The sequence below is a fragment of the Oceanobacillus sp. FSL K6-0251 genome (genome assembly GCF_038004725.1).
Taxonomy (GTDB): domain Bacteria; phylum Bacillota; class Bacilli; order Bacillales; family Amphibacillaceae; genus Oceanobacillus; species Oceanobacillus oncorhynchi.
The window spans coordinates 2525467-2543766 of record NZ_JBBORS010000001.1; the positions used below are offsets into that span (position 1 = coordinate 2525467).

Here is an 18300-nt window from a genome sequence, read left to right on the forward strand (position 1 = left end):
AGCCTTTTAATATCTCTTATACTTCTTCGCAATATTGATCAAACAGGCCTTGAAGCTTCGCAGATACTTCCATGGCGCTATGTCCTTCAATTTCATTCCGCTCTACCATATCAAGGATTTTTCCGTCCTTAAGCAATGCGAAACAAGGAGAGGATGGCGGATATCCTTCAAAATAAGTTCTTGCCTGCTCCGTCGCTTCTTTATCCTGTCCGGCAAACACCGTGACTAAGTGATCTGGACGCTTATCATAATGAATCGCATTCCCTGCTGCTGGACGGGCTACACCGCCGGCACAGCCGCATGTTGAATTCACCATGACAAGTGTAGTTCCTTCACGAGTTAGCGCGGCATCTACTTCCTCTGCTGTACGTGCTTCCTCATAACCTGATTCTGTTATATCTGTTCTTGCAACGTTAACAACATCCTGCATAAATAAATCGAAATCCATTGTACTTCACCCTTTTTACTTAAAATATAATTATAGCTTATCAGCTAGCAGTTAAAAATTCAATCTATTCGTGTTGGCTTAATAAAGGGTTATAGTTGAGTCGTTCATCCCTTCAAGGATTTCTTTCACACTAGATAAAAATCTTCCGCATACAAGACCGTCTAAAATACGATGGTCTAAAGAAAGAGATAAATTCACCATATCGCGGGCAGCAAACATATCATTGATAATGACAGGCCGTTTTACGATAGATTCGACTTGTAAAATCGCTGCTTGCGGCGAATTGATTACTCCCATTGACGAAACCGAACCAAAGGAGCCTGTATTGTTGACAGTAAAGGTACCGCCCTGCATATCCTCCGGTGACAGCTTACCCTGACGTGCTTTGGATGCTAAGGTAGTAATATCACGGGCAATGGCTTTAATCGTTTTTTCATCTGCATGCTTAATAACTGGAACAAATAATTCTTTGTCTTTCGCCACAGCAATGGATAAATGTATATCTTTTTTCTGAATAATTTTATCTCCGGCCCACATGCTGTTTAATTCAGGAAATTCTTTTAAACCTTGAGCCACAGCTTTTACAAAGAAAGCAAAAGGAGTTAACGAAAAGCCTTCCTGCTGCTTAAATGATTCCTTTACACTGTTCCGGTATTTTACTAAATCTGTAACATCTACTTCCACCTGCATCCATGCATGCGGGATTTCCTGTGTGGACCGGACCATATTCTCTGCAATTACTTTCCGGACACCTTTTACAGGGATTTCAATATCTCCTGCTGCGCTTTGGATACTTTCTTTTTGCGCAGCAGGTGTTTCTTTTCCAGCAGCAGTATCTGATTTCTTTTCTTGTGAAGGGGCTGGTTCTTCTTGCGCAGAAGCACTGCTTCCAATGTGTTTTTCCACATCTTTTCTGGTAATTCTGCCTCCTCTGCCCGTTCCTTCGATTTGGTTCAAATCAATGCTGTGCTCTTGAGATAAACGTAGTACTGCCGGTGAATATCTTTTTTTCATAGAGCTTTCTGTATTTTCAGCATGCTCAGCTGTGTCCTTTTCCACTGTATTTGTTTCTTTTTCAGGAGCTGCTTCCGCATCCTCTGAAGCGGCTTGCTCTGTCTCTATATAACAGATTAGGGAACCAACTTCTACCGTTTCCCCTTCTTCTGCTGCAAGCTCTGTTATTTTACCTGTATAAGAAGATGGGATTTCGGCGTTTACTTTATCCGTCATCACTTCAGCAATCGGGTCGTATTTATTCACTTGATCCCCGACGGAAACCAGCCAGGTACTAATCGTTCCCTCTGTTACACTCTCACCAAGCTGAGGCATTGTCATTTTTTCCACACTCATATTTCTACCTCCAATTAATATTCTGCAAGGTCACGCATTGCTTTTTCCACTTTATCCGGATTTAACATAAAGTATTTTTCCATGGACGGTGCATAAGGCATTGCCGGAACATCCGGACCTGCCAGGCGTTCAATAGGTGAATCCAGGTCAAATAAGCAGTTTTCCGAAATAATTGCAGCCACTTCACTCATTACACTGCCTTCTTTATTATCCTCTGTAACAAGCAAAACTTTTCCAGTCTTACTGGCTGCCTCAATTATAGCTTCTTGATCTAACGGATATACCGTACGTAAATCAAGAATATGCGCATGAATGCCATCTGCTGCTAATCTTTCCGCAGCCTGCAATGCAAAGTGAACACAAAGTCCATAAGTGATGACAGTAATATCATCCCCTTCTCTTTTTACATCTGCTTTACCGATTGGCAGAACATAATCCTCTTCCGGAACCTCTTCCTTTAACAGACGATACGCACGTTTATGTTCAAAAAATAGAACAGGGTCATTATCTCGGATTGATGCCTTTAATAATCCTTTCGCATCATATGGATTCGACGGCATAACAATTTTTAATCCCGGCTGATTCGAAAACAATGCTTCTACTGATTGGGAATGATATAAAGCACCATGTATCCCGCCGCCGTATGGAGCACGGATGGTTATCGGACAATCCCAATCATTATTGGAGCGATAGCGTATTTTGGCTGCTTCGGAAACAATCTGGTTGACCGCAGGCATAATAAAATCTGCAAACTGCATCTCAGCAATCGGCCGTTTCCCATACATAGCTGCACCGATAGCAACACCGGCAATTGCTGATTCCGCTAATGGGGTATCTAATACACGTTCTTCACCAAACATATCGTACAGCCCGTCTGTTGCTTTAAATACGCCGCCCTTTTTTCCTACATCTTCCCCAAGAATAAAGACATTCTCATCTCTTTGCATTTCTTCCTTTAAAGCTTTTGTAATTGCTTGTATATAAGACATCACAGGCATGATTATTCCCCTCCCTTATCCAATTCCTCATAAACATACTTCAACGTATCCTCTGGAGCTGCATATGGGGCTTCTTCTGCATATTCTGTTGCTTCATTAACAAGTTTATTGACTTTATCATGAATTTCTTTTTCTTTGGCTTCATCCATTATTTTCTTTTCTTTTAGCTTTTCAGCAAACGTAACAATGGAATCCTTCTTTTTAGCTTCTTTTACTTCATCCATTTCACGATAAGCACTGTCATCATCATCACTGGAATGGGCAGTAAAACGATAGGTTACCGCTTCAATCAATGTCGGCCCCTCTCCTTTTACCGCTCGTTCTCTCGCTTCTTTTACAGTTTGATACACAGCTATCGGATCATTCCCGTCCACAGTAACTCCCGGCATGCCATAAGATGATGCCCTCTCTGAAACCGTTTTGCTGGCTACCTGCTTATCATACGGAACAGAAATAGCATACTTATTATTTTCCACCATGGTGATCACCGGCAGCTGATGAACACCGGCAAAGTTTAATCCTTCATGAAAATCACCCTGATTAGAAGAGCCCTCTCCTAATGTCACAAAGGTCGCAATATCCTTTTTATCCATTTTCGCTGCTAATGCAACGCCTACTGCATGAGGAACCTGTGTTGTTACTGGAGAAGAACCGGTTAAAATACGATTTTTCTTCTGTCCGAAATGACCAGGCATTTGACGTCCGCCTGAATTTGGATCCTCAGCTTTGGCAAAGGCAGATAACATTAATTCTTTTGCTGTCATTCCAAAGCCTAATACAAGACCCAGATCCCGATAGTACGGAGCGGTATAATCGACCGTTCGATCCAGACCAAAGGCCGCTCCGACCTGTGCTGCTTCCTGTCCCTGACAGGAAACGACGAATGGTATTTTCCCCGAGCGGTTTAACAACCACATTCTTTCGTCAATTTTTCTTGCTAATAACATCATTTCAAACATTTCTAAAGCCATCTCATCACTTACATTTTCCCAAGATGTTTCTGTCATTATTTTTCCCTCCTTCAGCCATTTCACATGATGACATCATGCAGACTGCCCAGATAGTTTAACCATGAATTTGTAACCCGTCGACTGCCAGTGCTGCTTCACCGATAATTTCTGATAAGGACGGATGCGGGTGAATAGTCTGGCTGATTTCCCATGCTGTTGCGTCGAGCACTTTTGCTAATCCAGCTTCTGTTATCATATCTGTCACATGGGGACCAATCATATGAACCCCAATTAAATCCTGTGTCTTTTTATCTGTGATTATTTTGACAAAACCATCTGATTCACCATAAACCAATGCCTTTCCTACTGCTTTAAATGGGAACTTGCCGATGACAAGGTCATATCCTTCTTCTTTGGCCTGTGTTTCCGTCAAGCCGACACTTGCAGCTTCCGGACTGGCATAGATACAGCTTGATACCGTCTGGTAGTCTATCTCTTGGGTATATTCCCCTGCCATATGCTCCACAGCAGCAATTCCCTCATGGGAAGCCACATGAGCCAGCTGCATGCCTCCAATAACATCGCCAATAGCGTAAATATGTGATTCTTTTGTTTGATAAAACGCGTTTGTGTCAATCGTATGATTAGAAATTTGAATTTCCGTATTCTCTAAACCAATATTTTGGATATTCGCTTTTCTGCCGACAGATACAAGCAGTCTGTCAGCTTCAAATCTTTCTTTTTTATCACCGATTACTGCTTCTATCACGATGCCGTTATTTTTTTCTATTGTATCCGTCTGAACATTGGCTCCGGTTATAATATTGACGCCTCTTTTTTTCAACTGTTTTTCCATCTCTTTTGCGATATCTTTATCCTCTGTCGGCAAGATTTGCTTTTGAAATTCCAAGACGGTTACATCAACTCCAAAATCGTTTAGCATGGAGGCCCATTCGATGCCAATAACTCCGCCGCCTACAATAAGCATTGATTTAGGCAGGTCCTTCATTTCTAAAGCTTCATTTGAGCTGATGAGGTACTCACCGTCAAAGTCCAGACCAGGTAATGTATTCGGCTGCGATCCGGTCGCAATTAAAACATTTTTAGGAAGCAGCATATCATTTTCATTTCCATTTTCATATTCAACAGAGATAGTTCCAGGCATTGGAGAAAAGATACTTGGTCCAAGAATGCGGCCGAACCCTTGATAGACATCAATCTTTCCCTTTTTCATTAAACCCTGGACACCTTTATGCAGCTGTTCAATAATCTCATTTTTTCTCTGCTGGACTTTTGAAAAGTTTAAGACTGGTTCGTTTACCTCTACTCCGAATGCATCTGCTTTTTTTGTCTGCTGAAAAACCTCTGCACTGCGAAGTAATGCTTTAGAGGGTATGCAGCCTCTGTGTAAGCAGGTCCCTCCCAGCTCAGATTTCTCTACTATTGCCACTTTCATGCCTAATTGAGTGGCACGAATAGCAGAAACATAGCCTCCTGTTCCGCCCCCTAAAATGACTAAATCGTACTCAGTTGCCATCTAATTTGCCTCCTCTGCAACATATATCTTTTCTTTCTGGGTATTGTTTAAAACCTCTAATACGCCCTCATTCATCGCTTCTAAATCATTTTTACCAGGAAACACCATCACATCGGCAATCCAATTGACTCTTGGAATAACCGCATCAATAACAAAATCATTTTCATTGATTTTTCCAGTAAAAACAATGCCATCTACTTCTCCATGCAATACCGTGCTCATTGCTCCAATTTCTTTAGCAATCTGGTATGCCTGTGCCTCAATTACTTCTTTCGTATACTGATCACCTTTCGTCAGCCGGGAACGGATGATGGAAGGGTCCTCTGTATGCAGATATGCTTTGATTCCCCCATCCTGCTGGACATGATTCCACAAAAAATCTTCATCTGTAGTGTATTGTTCAGATAGATAAGTCAGAAATCCTTTTAACGGTATACTGCCGGATCGATCGATAGTAAACGGACCCTCTCCGTCTACGCCATTCGTTACATCAATAATTTTGCCGCTATGATGGGATGCAATGGTAATCCCTCTTGCAATATGAATGGAAATGAGCTTTAACGAATGATAGGCTGAACCAATTTGTTTTGCCGCAATCCGGCCGGCATGACGATGATTTAGCGAATGAAAGATACTGGCTCTCTCTATTTCCGGTATACCTGTATATTTTGCAATGGTTTGCAGTTCATCTACTACCGGCGGGTCAACAATATATGCTTGTATATTTAAATTCTCAGCAATTTCATGGGCTAGAACAGCTCCCAAATTGGATACATGTTCCCCGTAAGCATTTGTTTTTAAATCATATAGCATCGCGTTATTCACTTTATACGTTCCGCCGCTGATTGGACGCAATAGTCCTCCCCGCCCGCATACACTAATAAAACGTGATGTATTCATTCCATCCAAATCAAGCTGTTCAAATATAGCCTGCTTTCTGTACGGCACTTGCTCCATCAGCTGTTCAAAACGATGCAGTTCATCTTCGTTATGTGAAATTTTTTGCTGATATAAAAGATGATTTCCTTCAAATACACCGATCGTGGTGAAATACAAGTCGGGGTAGATAACTAAAATACGACCACGTTGATTCACAAAACACCCTCCAATATGCCGTTCTTCCAAAGCTGTAAATGATAAGTACAACAGTAAATTTCTATTGTCGGCGATCTAAAATATTTCGCTCATTTGTAAGAAATTGACTGCGTGATTGTTGTTTTGCTTGAATTCTTTCCTCAGCCAGACGATCAGCCGCAATATAAGTCGGTACCTGATCACGATTAGAAATGGCAAAGACCTGCTCCAGATTTTTATAGATGCGCTGTACATTATGTAAAGCGCGATCGCGATTGTAACCAACCAGTTCATCTGCAACATTGATTACCCCGCCTGCATTGATCACATAATCAGGAGCATATAAAATTCCTTTTTGATGCAGAATATCTCCATGTTCATGACTCTGCAGCTGATTATTAGCCGAACCTGCAATTACTTTAGCTTTCAGCCTCGGTATCGTATGATCATTAATGGTTGCTCCAAGTGCGCAAGGAGCATAGATATCGCATTCCACATCATAAATATCATCTGGATCGACTGCTTTGGCATTAAAATCATTTTCCGCACGCCTCACAGCTTCCTTATTAATATCTGTAACAACTAATTCTGCGCCCTCTTCATGCAATAATTCGCATAGACTGTAAGCCACGTTTCCGACTCCTTGAACTGCAACAACTTTGCCCTCTAAAGATTCTGATCCGAATGCTTCTTTTGCAGTTGCTTTCATCCCCTGATAAATTCCCCACGCAGTAACAGGGGAAGGATTGCCGGCAGTTCCACTGTAGGAGGACAATCCCGTTACATATTCTGTTTCAAGCGCAATTTGATCCATATCTGATTCATTCGTTCCTACATCCTCAGCAGTGATGTATCTTCCATTCAAGCTTTGGATATAACGACCGAATGCACGGAACATTTCCGGATTCTTATCCTTTTTGGGATCTCCGATAATTACTGTTTTTCCGCCGCCGAGATCTAAGCCGGCTGCCGCATTTTTATATGTCATTCCGCGAGCTAAACGCAGTGCGTCTTCGATAGCTTCTGCTTCTGAACGATACGTCCACATTCTGGTCCCGCCTAATGCTGGTCCTAATGTCGTGTCATGAATGGCAATAATAGCCTTTAGCCCTGATTGTTTATCCTGACAGAAAAGTACCTGTTCATAATCGTATTTTTCTAAGTAACTGAAGATTTCCATCTTAACCCCTCCTGTAATACATCGTGATTCACTAATCATACATACTTATTTAAAATGACAAATGAATCCAACTCCTGAATGGTATGCTATTGTAATACATTTGTCAGTATTCCCTATTTACCACGGAGAACCCTCTGTAAATTTTCCACAGCATGATATACCTGCCCTCCCTGCAAAATGTTGCAGACACCTTATTCAAGCTGATATTTTTCAAGCTTATAATACAAATTGCGGACAGATATTTGTAACGCTTTTGCTGTCTTTGTCTTGTTTTTATTACATTGTAGATACACTTCCTGCAAGTATTTTTTTTCAAAACGATCTAACGCTTCCTGTAATTTTAATGGTTTATCTGTCTGTACCATATCCGGTCCTGCTGTCATTTCTTTCGTTTGCAATTTAGGCAAATGAGATACTTCAATCTGCTCCTCCATGTTGCCGATAAATATCATGGAATGACTGATAACATTAGCCATTTCCCTGACATTCCCCGGCCAATGATATGCCATTAGTTTTTTTAACGCTTCATCCGATATCTTTTGCACATTTTTTCCATATTCTTCGTTCAGCTGATGGATGATATGCTCCACCAACTCAGGAATATCCTCCTCCCGTTCCTTTAGCGATGGAATGGATATTGGAAGTTTATTAATGAGATAATAAAGATCTTCACGAAATTTCTCATTCATCACAGCCTTCTCCAGATTTGTATTCGTTCCGGCAATCACGCGAACATCAACAGGCACCGAATTGGATGCGCCGACTGGAGTGACTCTGTTCTCCTTGAGTACATGGATTAATTTTTCCTGGATTGATAAAGATAATTCACCAATTTCATCAAGAAAGATGCTTCCATTGTTCGCCTGTTCAAACAGACCTTCCTTTTTTTTCAACTGTTCTGCCTGCTCCTCTGCCGAACCAAACAGCTCTTTTTCCAGCATTGGTTCTGACAATGCAGCACAGTTCACACGAATAAATTTATTAAATTTCCGATCACTTTCATGGTGTATTGCATGGGCGAATAATTCTTTGCCGGTGCCGGTTTCCCCTCTCAAAAGAACAATAGCCGGTGCTTTGGCAGCTACTTTTGCCTGTTCTAAAGCAAGCTTCATTTCGGATGAGTTACCAATAATATCATCGAATGTATACCTTGCTTCCAAATTACGGATGATTTGTCTGGCACGCTTTAACTCCCTTGTCACAGATTGTAATTCACTGACGTCATGGAGCACGCCGACACTGCCTTTTATCTTTCCTTGTACAATCACCGGCGCCCCGTTAACGATAACATCTTTTTTTGACGGTCCGACCTTCATATGTACACCGCGAACAGCACGCCGGTTTTTTAAGACCTTCATGTGCACACTGTCCCCTTCAGATATATCTACTGTTGCCGGCTTCCCTATTACTTCCTCTTCGGTCAGACCAGTGATTCTCGTATAGGCGGGATTAATAATTAAGCCTTTTCCATGCTCATCCACCACACTGATTGCCTCATCCGAAGATTTAATAATGGCTTCCAGCATGGTTTTGATTTCATTTAAATCGGTATTTTCTTCTGCTAATTGCACTACTTCCGTAATGTCTTTAAAAACAGCAAAGGCTCCCACTAAATCTCCTGTTTTATTAATAATGGGGATACGTGAAGCAATCACTTTCTTGCCATTATCTAAAATTGTCTTTTGGTTTAACTCTTTTCTTTGACTCCTTAACACGTGAGATAAACGGCTTGTTTTGAGTAAATCTTTGATATGCTTCCCTTTGTAGTCTTTTTCTTTTTTGCCGAGAATTTGTTCCGCCCGGCGATTCAACAGCTGAACCTGTTCCATTTTATTGACAACAATCATGCCGTCATTCATATGGTTTAAAATTAATTCCAAACGGCTCGCCTGTACTTTTACCTCATCTGTTAAAACAGTTTTCTCATGAATTAATTCATAAATAATATTGGCTACAGAACCAGGGATGATAATTGTCTTTCTTGGAAACAGCTCAATCATCTTTTCAAATAATTCCTCTTCGCCTGTTACGTTAATTACAATATCAATGTCATGGTGAATCCAATCTTTCCACTCTGTACTTGTATGAACATCCATTTCTTCCGCAAGCTTCATAGCAGGAGCGTCTGCTTCCTTGTCAACGATTGCACAAATCTGCATGCTTTTTGTTTCTTTAAACAGGCGGAATAATGCTGTACCACCTTTACCAGCGCCGACTATCAGAATTTGCTTCATACTTTTCATCCACCTTGAATTTATTTGCACAGTTTCATCATACGATACCATGCATAATTTAGCAAATGAATTCTATTTCTATTTTTCGACGTATTTTGATATACTTATAATGAAGTTTTAAGAAATTGTTTGATTAAAAATAAAGAGGCATCTGAACGGACAGAAGATTGATGAATGATTACAAGTATATCTATAAAGGAGCAGGAGTTTTTATGCAAAGAAACCTCGCTTTAATCATCCTATTTATTCCAGGGGTGATTGCAGCTTTTGGTATTAAATTGATGCGGGATACGCTTTTTGATACATTTTATCCATTTTTTATTTTTGGAAGCATTCAATTTATTGTTGGTTTAATTCTTTTTCTCGGCGGTTTGTTATTCCTTGGCGGTTTTATTGTCTACAGAGACAGGAAGAAGCGCAGTCAAGAAAAGGAATCAGCAAGCTGATCTATCCTGTTTCATTGAAACGGGATTTTTTCATTTAAACTACATTTCCGCTACACTGTTCATGCTTGCAGTAATACTAAAAATGGAATTTGATTCATCCCTGCTAAACACTTGTTTTTCCTTCTAAATGGCCTAAAATGGTAAACATTTGTCCAGCAAAGAGAATAAAAATGGTATTTTCGTTATTTTTCTTTCTTTTTTTCATTTTCCTCTTTAATTTAACAGAAAATATGTTATATTAGTAAAAATAAAAAATACCACGCACTAAAAATCTTCGTAACTAAAATAGCTAGTTTATAGTGGGAATTTTGAAATGGGGTATCATGTAAATGAAAGTAGCAAAATTTGGAGGAAGTTCTGTAGCAAATGCAAAACAGATTAAAAAGGTAGCGAATATCATTAAGTCTGATTCCTCCCGAAAAGTGATTGTTGTATCTGCACCAGGGAAACGCTTCTCAGATGACGTAAAAATGACAGACTTATTAATCGAGCTTTGTTATGCAAAACAGCAAAATCAAGATCATGATTTGCAGCTACAAAACATCATGGTTAGATTTCAAGAAATAATAGAGGATTTGGGCCTTGACCAGTCTATTTTAGAAGATATTCAGCAAACCATTGAAAAGTATCTTCAGTTTGATATATCACCTATGGCACAGCTTGATGCTTTAAAATCCATCGGTGAAGACAGTTCTGCTAAAATCGTAAGTGCTTATTTAAAGCATTTAGGCTTAAATGCAAGCTATGTCAATCCAAAAGAGGCTGGAATTTTTGTCAGTAATGAACCTGGAAATGCTCAATTATTGCCGGAAAGCTTTTCTAGAATTTATAAACTCAGAGAACGCGAAGGTGTATCTGTCGTCCCCGGATTCTTTGGTTATACCGAAAATAATGATTTAGTTACCTTCTCCCGGGGCGGTTCCGATATTACTGGAGCTATCTTAGCTGCAGGTACCAAAGCAAGCTTGTACGAAAATTTCACAGACGTTGATTCAGTGTTTGCGGTAAATCCAAACTTCGTAGAAAATCCTAAAGATATTACTGTTCTAACATATAAGGAAATGCGGGAATTATCTTATGCCGGCTTTTCTGTATTTCACGACGAAGCGCTTATCCCGGCTTTTAAAGAAGAAATCCCGGTCTGTATCAAAAACACCAACAACCCGGAAGCTCCCGGCACAATGGTTGTTGCAGAAAGAGATTCCACAGATCAATGTGTAGTAGGCATAGCAAGCGACGTCGGCTTCTGCAGCTTATACGTCAGTAAATTCCTGATGAACAGGGAAGTCGGGTTTGGCCGAAAGCTGTTAAATATTTTTGAAGATGAAGGAATTTCCTTTGAGCACGCACCTTCTGGAATCGATGATATGTCTGTTATTTTTAGAGATCATCTTTTCACACCTGAAAAGGAACAGATTGTTATCGACCGAATCCGCAATGAGTTGCATGTGGATACCGTAAGTATTCATCGCGATCTGGCTGTTGTTATGGTGGTCGGGGAAGGGCTGGTAAATACAATCGGTGTTGCCGCTAAAGCTACCGCATCTTTTGCTAAGGCTGGTATCAATATTGATATGATTAACCAGGGATCTTCGGAAGTATCCATGATGTTCGGTGTTCACGCAGTGGATTTGGAAAAAGCGATTCAGTCACTGTACAAAGAATTTTTCACAGAGGATGAATCCAATTTAACTTTCCCTTCTGCAGCCGCAAGAGGCCATCAATAATAAGCAAATATAAGGCATCGCCCAGGAACGGAATCCCCGCTCCTAGGCGATGCTTTTTTTTGAAACAAATCCCGTTATGCAAACGTATAATAGCTATCTACTGACAGAAAGGTGTTTTAGTTATGAAAAATGCTAAAAAAATCACCTCCTTACTTGCAATATCTTGCATGCTTTGTATTATAGCCGGTCCGTTAGGTATTTGGATGGTATATCAAAAAGCAGCATTCCCAGGAGAATTATCAGCAAGTGGAATAGAAATAAATGAATCCTTCTCGCCGGCAGACAATCGTAAAACCACAGAAATTTGGGCCTACCCGGTTACAACCGACGTAAATGAAGTACACTGTGCTACAGAAAAAGATAGTAAAGAGGTTTCTTTGGATTCTAAAAATACGGAAGCCGCTTTTTCAGATACAGAGGTAACTCATCTTTTTACCAACGATAACGAGTACTCTCATTTTGACCGCATACAATGTCGGGGCGGCGGCTTAGAATCCATTTACATTTCCTCTCACTTCTCTGATCAGACGGCACATCGTTTTATTTTTGCTCTCTCTATAGCTACGCCTATTTTAACCGGATCTGGATTTATCTTATATCGCAGGAATCAAAAGTAAACAAATAAAGAAACGCAAGCAGGTTGAAGCACGAACTGCTTGCGTTTCTTTATTTACAAGAGCAATAAAAAACCATTCCATCATATTTTTTCGAATTATTCCACGCATCCAAAATCTGTCCCTTTCACCCAAAAAAAGGTACTGCCCTAGAACAAAAAGTCTATGCACAGTACCTAAACAGCTGTTATTTATTAATGTTTAAGAGATAGTAATTCTTTACGTCTGAATTAATAGTTCGTCAGATACTGCTCGCGCTCCCATGGGTGCACAGTTGTACGGAACATATCCCACTCAATATCTTTTGCTTCAATAAAGTGTTCAAATAAATGCTCTCCTAAAGATTCAACAAGCACTTCATCCTGCTCAAGCAAATCCATTGCTTCTTTTAAAGTAGACGGTAAATCTTTCACACCATTCTCTTCGCGCTCTGCTTTATTCATAACATAAATGTTGCGGTCGACAGATTCTGGCACGTCTAACTTTCTCTTAATGCCGTCTAAGCCAGAAGCTAATAGTACGGATAATGCCATATACGGGTTAGCAGCCGGGTCAACACTTCGTACTTCTACACGAGTACTTAAACCGCGTGAGCTCGGGATACGGACAAGCGGGCTGCGGTTAGATGCAGACCATGCCACGTAACAAGGCGCTTCGTATCCGGGTACAAGACGCTTATAAGAGTTGACTGTAGGATTTGTTATCGCTGTAAAGTTTGTCGCATGATCAATAATGCCGGCGATAAACTGATAAGCTGTCTGACTTAGTTCTAACTCCCCTTTTGTATCGTAAAATTTATTTTCTTTTCCTGAGAAAAGGGACATATTTACATGCATTCCTGATCCATTCACTCCAAATAATGGTTTCGGCATAAATGTAGCGTGTAAATTATGCTTTCTGGCAATGGTTTTTACTACAAGCTTAAAGGTTTGAATATCATCTGCATGCTTCACTGCATCCGAATATTTAAAATCAATTTCATGCTGTCCAGGGGCAACCTCATGGTGAGATGCTTCAATTTCAAAGCCCATTTCTTCCAGCTCTAATACAATATCGCGTCGGCAGTTTTCACCCAGGTCTGTCGGCGCTAAGTCAAAATAACCGCCATGGTCATTCAATTCCAGTGTAGGTTCTCTGTTTTCATCCAATTTGAATAAGAAGAACTCCGGCTCCGCACCAATATTAAATGCATCAAATCCTAATTCCTCCATTTTTTTCAGGTTGCGTTTCAGGTTATAACGCGGGCAGCCTGCAAAAGGAGTACCATCCGGATTATAGATATCACAGATAAAACGCGCCACTTTTCCTTTTTCAGAAGTCCAAGGGAATACAATGAATGTATCCAAATCAGGATGCAAGAGCATATCTGATTCTTCAATACGGACAAACCCTTCGATGCTGGACCCGTCAAAAGCCATTTTATTATCTAATGCTTTGTCAAGCTGGCTTAAAGGGATTTCAACGTTTTTAATGGTTCCGAGCATATCTGTAAACTGCAGACGGATAAAACGTACATTCTCCTCTTTAATCTGTGTAATAATTTCTTCTCTGGTTAATTTCTTAGCCATTTGTTCTCCTCCTAAAAATTCATTTAAGTATGAAAAGAAAACCTCCACTACACTGTCTTTGCAGCGAAAACTCTTTTAACCTGATGTTAATGCTTTATAAAAAAGCGTGCCAGTTCTCCTTGCCTCATACTGGCTTTTCCATACCTTCCCGCTTCGTTTAATTCATTTTTCAAGATTCCTCTAAGCTCTTTATCCGTTAAATTAGCCGGCGTTTTTTTCTCTTTCTTCGGTGCTTCTTCCGGAGTTTCTTTGTTTTCTTCATCCAGCAGAAGCTTGATGCCGGCCATATTTAATCCTTTGTCTAAGAGATCCTTGATTTGAAGCAGCCTGTCTACATCGTTAAATGAAAATAGACGCTGATTTCCTTTTGTCCGCTCGGGAGCAATTAAATCATTTGCTTCATAGTAACGAATTTGTCTCGCAGTCAGTTCGGTTAATTTCATAACTATTCCTATTGAGAATAAGGGCATTGAACGACGATCTTGATCATTCAAAAGATGACCCCCTTCTTTATATGATATATTCAGTATAATGGATGTCAGTTTTAATGTCAATGAAATGTTAGGTTATTTAACATATAAATTATTCCATACTTGTTTTTACCCTTTCACTAAGAAATAAAACCTTGATTTTTCAATGTTTTTACCGCTTCGATAATGGCAATTTTCACATGCGTATAGGTTAAACCGCCCTGAACATAAGCTGTATATGGAGCACGGATAGGCCCGTCCGCAGACAGCTCGATGCTCGCCCCTTGTATAAACGTTCCTGCTGCCATAATCACTTCATCTTCATATCCCGGCATTTCACTCGGATAAGGTGTTACATAAGAATTAATAGGAGAGTTCTCTTGAATCGCCTGACAAAAAGCAATCATTTCCTCCGCTGTATGAAAAGTAACTGTTTGTATCAGGTCTGTTCTTTTTTCGTGATAGGACGGGGCTGTGCGGAACCCGGCCAGCTCCAGAAAACGCGCTGTGAACAAGGCGCCCTTTAAGGCTTCCCCTACAGTATGCGGCGCCATGAAGAAACCCTGATACATTTCCTGAAGCATACCAAGAGAAGCTCCTGTTTCCTTGCCCAGACCAGGAGCTGTCAGACGGTTTGCACACAAATGGATCAGGTCTTGACGGCCTGCAATATATCCTCCTGCCCGGACTAATCCGCCGCCAGGGTTTTTAATGAGTGAACCGGCAATCAAGTCGGCACCGACATGCAGCGGTTCTTTTGTTTCTGTAAATTCCCCATAGCAATTATCAACAAATACGATAACAGATGGATCAATGGCTTTCACAAAATCCACCATTTCTTTTATTTCACTAATCGTGAAGGAAGGTCTGGCATCATAACCTTTTGAACGCTGGATAGCAATTACTTTCGTCTGCTTTGTCCAGCTGCTTTTTATCGCTTCAAAGTCAATTTCTCCTGTTTCTTTTAAGGCAACCTCACGATAACCGATTTGAAAATCAGCCAGCGATCCTTCTTCTTTGCCGGGCTTCCCGATTACTTCTTCCAACGTATCATATGGATGCCCCGTAATATAAACAAGCTCATCCTGCGGGCGGAGCATACCGAATAAAGCTGTTGTAATAGCATGTGTGCCCGAAACAATCTGCGGACGCACAACGGCATCCTCTCCGCCGAAAACCTGCGCATATACTGCTTCTAAGCCTTCCCGGCCTAAATCATCGTACCCATAGCCTGTCGTCCCTTGCAGGTGTGCGTCACTAATCCGATGATTTCGGAAGGCCTCCAGAACACGTCTTTGATTTTTCTCTACAATTTCTTGTATATACTGGTGACCTTCTAAACAATCTTTTTCTGCTTCTATCATAAGTGATTCTGCTTGCATCGTTTACTTCTCCTCTACAAATCGGTGAAATGGATGATTTTTTCTGACATAGCCCTGCACATGAAATTGGTTCGTTTCCTCCAGCAGTTCTTTTTTGACAACTAACGCTGCTGATTGAAGCTGGTACAACAAATCTCCTTCACTTGAATCTAACACAATGTCAAATAAATCCCATTCTTCTTTTAATACTTCTTCCATTTTGATTAATAATGCATGTAAGTCTTCTTCCTCTAACGCACTGATTTGAATATTAGGGAATTGGTTTGCCAAAAAGAAATCGGCTTCCAGCTGATCCTTTTTATTATACACGGTCAGTACCGGGATATGGCCGGCGTCTAATTCCTGCAAAAGCTTGCGAACGGTTTCCTGCTGCTGTAATAAATCAGGATCTGAGATATCGACCACATGCAGAAGAAAATCTGCTTCTGTCACTTCCTCCAGTGTTGATTTAAATGCAGCAATCAGGGCCGTCGGGAGATCCTGGATAAACCCGACTGTATCTGTTATTAAGCTTTTCAAACCGCTGGGGAATTGAATACGGCGTGTGAGCGGATCCAGCGTCGCAAATAGTTGGTCCTCTTCTAATGAATGACTATTTGTCAATCTGTTAAATATCGTCGATTTCCCTGCATTCGTATAACCGACAATCGCTATTTGGAAAACATCATTTGACCGTCTGCGCTTCCGATATTGGTCACGCTGCTTCACAACCAGCTGTAAGCGGCGTTTGATATCATAGATTCTTCTTTCGATATGCCGGCGGTCTGTCTCCAATTTTGTTTCCCCCGGACCTCTTGTCCCGATTCCGCCGCCAAGTCTGGATAAATTAGCACCTTGTCCATGCAAACGGGGAAGCAAATACTCCAACTGAGCCAGCTCGACCTGGAGCTTTCCTTCCTTCGTTTGCGCGCGCATCGCAAAAATATCCAATATCAATTGACTTCGATCAAGGACACGAACATCCAGTGTATCGGCTAAATTGCGAACCTGGCCAGCCGATAACTCATTATTAGCTACTACCAAATCAATTCCCTCTGCGCGAACGATTTGAGCTACTTCCTGAAGCTTTCCTTCTCCGATATAGGTAGCCGGATGGATACGTTCCCGATTTTGTGTGATAACGTCCTGAACCTGCCCTCCTGCAGTTTTACATAGAGAAACAAGCTCATCTAAAGAAGACTCGAATTGACGTTCAGATCTTTCAGATTGGTTAACCGCAATTACTAATACATTTTCTACTGTCATAGCCTACCTCTTTCTTAAAATAGTTCTTATACTATCATACCCATTATTTCTATTCTAGCAACAAATCCTGGTCTGTTAAAACAATTAAATCTCTGGATACCATTTTGTCAGAGTTAAGCAGCCGGACCGCTTGCAGCCGGATTGCTTTTTCAATTACATTCCGCACATATCTCGCATTCGAAAAATTATAGTTATCTTCCCGCAATTTTTTGGCCAAATGATTGCGAAACTTCCATTCCGCCTGTTTTGATAATTGATACTGTCTTTCGCTCAGCATACGGTTTCCTATATTTAATAATTCATCCACAGAGTAATCATCAAAATCTAAAATAAATGGAAATCGGGATTCGAGGCCGGGATTCATCGAAAGAAAACGATCCATTTCGCGCGGATAACCAGCAAGGATAAGCACCATATCTTCCCGTCCGTCTTCCATATGTTTTACAAGCAGATCAATCGCCTCTTTACCAAAATCTTTTTCTCCGCCCCGAGATAAAGAATAAGCTTCATCAATAAACAGAATACCGCCCATCGCCTTCTGGATAACCGCTCTTGTTTTCTGCGCTGTCTGGCCGATATATTCTCCGACTAAATCGGCACGCTCTGCCTCTATAAAATGTCCTTTCGAAAGGATATTCATATCATGATAAAGCTTTGCTAATTTTCGGGCTACCGTTGTCTTTCCCGTTCCCGGATTCCCCTTAAACAGCATATGAAGAACCTGTTTCGAACTTTTTAACCCTTCTTCCTTTCTCTTTTCATTGATAAGAATACTCGCATAAATCTCTTTAATGGACGTTTTTAAGTCATTTAATCCGACAAACGACGCAAATTCTTTATCGACGATTTCAAGCGGCGAATGCTTTTGTTTTTTTACACGGAGATTCGCGCTGGATTGCGGTGTATTCTCACTTAATATAATATTAATACGGCCATTTTTATACCCTTCTGCCTGTGCCAATTCTCCATCACCCCTTATTCCCTAACAATATACGCAAATACCTAAAAAGAGGTGACAGATGCCTATAAAGATTCGCCATAGGCTTATCAAAGCATAATGCTTTTACCTTCATTAAA

General features: G+C 40.7%; 16 protein-coding genes. 3 read left to right on the plus strand and 13 right to left on the minus strand.

The window, feature by feature from the left end; all coding sequences use genetic code 11:
- Positions 1-16: 16 nt before the first annotated feature.
- The 8 genes from MKY45_RS12765 to MKY45_RS12800 form a co-directional block, all read right to left on the minus strand.
- Positions 17-448 carry a BrxA/BrxB family bacilliredoxin gene (locus tag MKY45_RS12765; protein ID WP_042534274.1) on the minus strand — a complete coding sequence of 144 codons (432 nt, stop codon included), beginning with the start codon at positions 446-448 and terminating at the stop codon, positions 17-19.
- A gap of 78 nt (positions 449-526) precedes the next feature.
- Positions 527-1798, minus strand: a complete 1272-nt coding sequence (locus tag MKY45_RS12770) for a dihydrolipoamide acetyltransferase family protein (protein WP_042534275.1) — start codon at positions 1796-1798, stop codon at positions 527-529.
- A gap of 14 nt (positions 1799-1812) precedes the next feature.
- Positions 1813-2796, minus strand: a complete 984-nt coding sequence (locus MKY45_RS12775) for an alpha-ketoacid dehydrogenase subunit beta (RefSeq protein ID WP_341172993.1) — start codon at positions 2794-2796, stop codon at positions 1813-1815.
- A 2-nt stretch (positions 2797-2798) separates the two neighbouring features.
- Complete coding sequence (locus MKY45_RS12780) at positions 2799-3803, minus strand: thiamine pyrophosphate-dependent dehydrogenase E1 component subunit alpha (protein WP_256704734.1); 1005 nt, start codon at positions 3801-3803, stop codon at positions 2799-2801.
- A gap of 58 nt (positions 3804-3861) precedes the next feature.
- The gene (lpdA, locus tag MKY45_RS12785; RefSeq protein WP_042534281.1) at positions 3862-5283 is read right to left on the minus strand and encodes a dihydrolipoyl dehydrogenase; all 1422 of its coding nucleotides are present in this window, start codon (positions 5281-5283) and stop codon (positions 3862-3864) included.
- Positions 5284-6378, minus strand: coding sequence for a butyrate kinase (buk, locus tag MKY45_RS12790; RefSeq protein ID WP_256704736.1), 1095 nt, complete (start codon positions 6376-6378; stop codon positions 5284-5286).
- Positions 6379-6439: 61 nt separating this feature from the next.
- A complete protein-coding gene (locus tag MKY45_RS12795) occupies positions 6440-7537 on the minus strand; it encodes a Glu/Leu/Phe/Val family dehydrogenase (protein WP_332093717.1) in 1098 nt (365 codons plus the stop codon).
- 191 nt (positions 7538-7728) lie between these two features.
- Positions 7729-9771, minus strand: coding sequence for a sigma 54-interacting transcriptional regulator (locus MKY45_RS12800; RefSeq protein ID WP_341172994.1), 2043 nt, complete (start codon positions 9769-9771; stop codon positions 7729-7731).
- Between the two features lie 212 nt (positions 9772-9983).
- Between MKY45_RS12800 and MKY45_RS12805 the strand changes: the two genes are divergently transcribed.
- From MKY45_RS12805 to MKY45_RS12815, 3 genes are all read left to right on the plus strand, one after another.
- The gene (locus tag MKY45_RS12805; RefSeq protein ID WP_042534289.1) at positions 9984-10217 is read left to right on the plus strand and encodes a DUF2627 family protein; all 234 of its coding nucleotides are present in this window, start codon (positions 9984-9986) and stop codon (positions 10215-10217) included.
- A gap of 329 nt (positions 10218-10546) precedes the next feature.
- Positions 10547-11944: an aspartate kinase gene (locus MKY45_RS12810; protein ID WP_256704739.1), complete on the plus strand. Its 1398-nt coding sequence runs from the start codon at positions 10547-10549 to the stop codon at positions 11942-11944.
- 122 nt (positions 11945-12066) lie between these two features.
- Positions 12067-12561, plus strand: coding sequence for a hypothetical protein (locus MKY45_RS12815; protein ID WP_256704740.1), 495 nt, complete (start codon positions 12067-12069; stop codon positions 12559-12561).
- A gap of 227 nt (positions 12562-12788) precedes the next feature.
- On the opposite strand, the gene glnA is transcribed toward MKY45_RS12815, so the two are convergent.
- The 5 genes from glnA to spoVK all read right to left on the minus strand — a co-directional run bounded on the left by glnA (position 12789) and on the right by spoVK (position 18184).
- A complete protein-coding gene (glnA, locus tag MKY45_RS12820) occupies positions 12789-14126 on the minus strand; it encodes a type I glutamate--ammonia ligase (protein WP_042534295.1) in 1338 nt (445 codons plus the stop codon).
- Between the two features lie 86 nt (positions 14127-14212).
- Positions 14213-14620, minus strand: a complete 408-nt coding sequence (locus tag MKY45_RS12825; RefSeq protein ID WP_042534297.1) for a MerR family transcriptional regulator — start codon at positions 14618-14620, stop codon at positions 14213-14215.
- Between the two features lie 116 nt (positions 14621-14736).
- Positions 14737-15978, minus strand: a complete 1242-nt coding sequence (locus tag MKY45_RS12830; RefSeq protein ID WP_212928155.1) for a methionine gamma-lyase family protein — start codon at positions 15976-15978, stop codon at positions 14737-14739.
- 3 nt (positions 15979-15981) lie between these two features.
- The gene (hflX, locus tag MKY45_RS12835; protein WP_212928154.1) at positions 15982-17223 is read right to left on the minus strand and encodes a GTPase HflX; all 1242 of its coding nucleotides are present in this window, start codon (positions 17221-17223) and stop codon (positions 15982-15984) included.
- Positions 17224-17272: 49 nt separating this feature from the next.
- On the minus strand, positions 17273-18184 hold the full coding sequence (gene spoVK, locus MKY45_RS12840) for a stage V sporulation protein K (RefSeq protein ID WP_042534302.1): 912 nt from the start codon (positions 18182-18184) through the stop codon (positions 17273-17275).
- Positions 18185-18300: the final 116 nt, after the last annotated feature.

What these genes read in the sequence shown, in the direction of transcription:
- MKY45_RS12765 (WP_042534274.1), bottom strand. Translation starts at nt 448, where the DNA reads ATGGATTTCGATTTATTTATGCAGGATGTTGTTAACGTTGCAAGAACA.
- MKY45_RS12770 (WP_042534275.1), bottom strand. Translation starts at nt 1,798, where the DNA reads ATGAGTGTGGAAAAAATGACAATGCCTCAGCTTGGTGAGAGTGTAACA.
- MKY45_RS12775 (WP_341172993.1), bottom strand. Translation starts at nt 2,796, where the DNA reads ATGCCTGTGATGTCTTATATACAAGCAATTACAAAAGCTTTAAAGGAA.
- MKY45_RS12780 (WP_256704734.1), bottom strand. Translation starts at nt 3,803, where the DNA reads ATGACAGAAACATCTTGGGAAAATGTAAGTGATGAGATGGCTTTAGAA.
- lpdA (WP_042534281.1), bottom strand. Translation starts at nt 5,283, where the DNA reads ATGGCAACTGAGTACGATTTAGTCATTTTAGGGGGCGGAACAGGAGGC.
- MKY45_RS12795 (WP_332093717.1), bottom strand. Translation starts at nt 7,537, where the DNA reads ATGGAAATCTTCAGTTACTTAGAAAAATACGATTATGAACAGGTACTT.
- MKY45_RS12800 (WP_341172994.1), bottom strand. Translation starts at nt 9,771, where the DNA reads ATGAAGCAAATTCTGATAGTCGGCGCTGGTAAAGGTGGTACAGCATTA.
- MKY45_RS12805 (WP_042534289.1), top strand. Translation starts at nt 9,984, where the DNA reads ATGCAAAGAAACCTCGCTTTAATCATCCTATTTATTCCAGGGGTGATT.
- MKY45_RS12810 (WP_256704739.1), top strand. Translation starts at nt 10,547, where the DNA reads ATGAAAGTAGCAAAATTTGGAGGAAGTTCTGTAGCAAATGCAAAACAG.
- MKY45_RS12815 (WP_256704740.1), top strand. Translation starts at nt 12,067, where the DNA reads ATGAAAAATGCTAAAAAAATCACCTCCTTACTTGCAATATCTTGCATG.
- glnA (WP_042534295.1), bottom strand. Translation starts at nt 14,126, where the DNA reads ATGGCTAAGAAATTAACCAGAGAAGAAATTATTACACAGATTAAAGAG.
- MKY45_RS12830 (WP_212928155.1), bottom strand. Translation starts at nt 15,978, where the DNA reads ATGCAAGCAGAATCACTTATGATAGAAGCAGAAAAAGATTGTTTAGAA.
- hflX (WP_212928154.1), bottom strand. Translation starts at nt 17,223, where the DNA reads ATGACAGTAGAAAATGTATTAGTAATTGCGGTTAACCAATCTGAAAGA.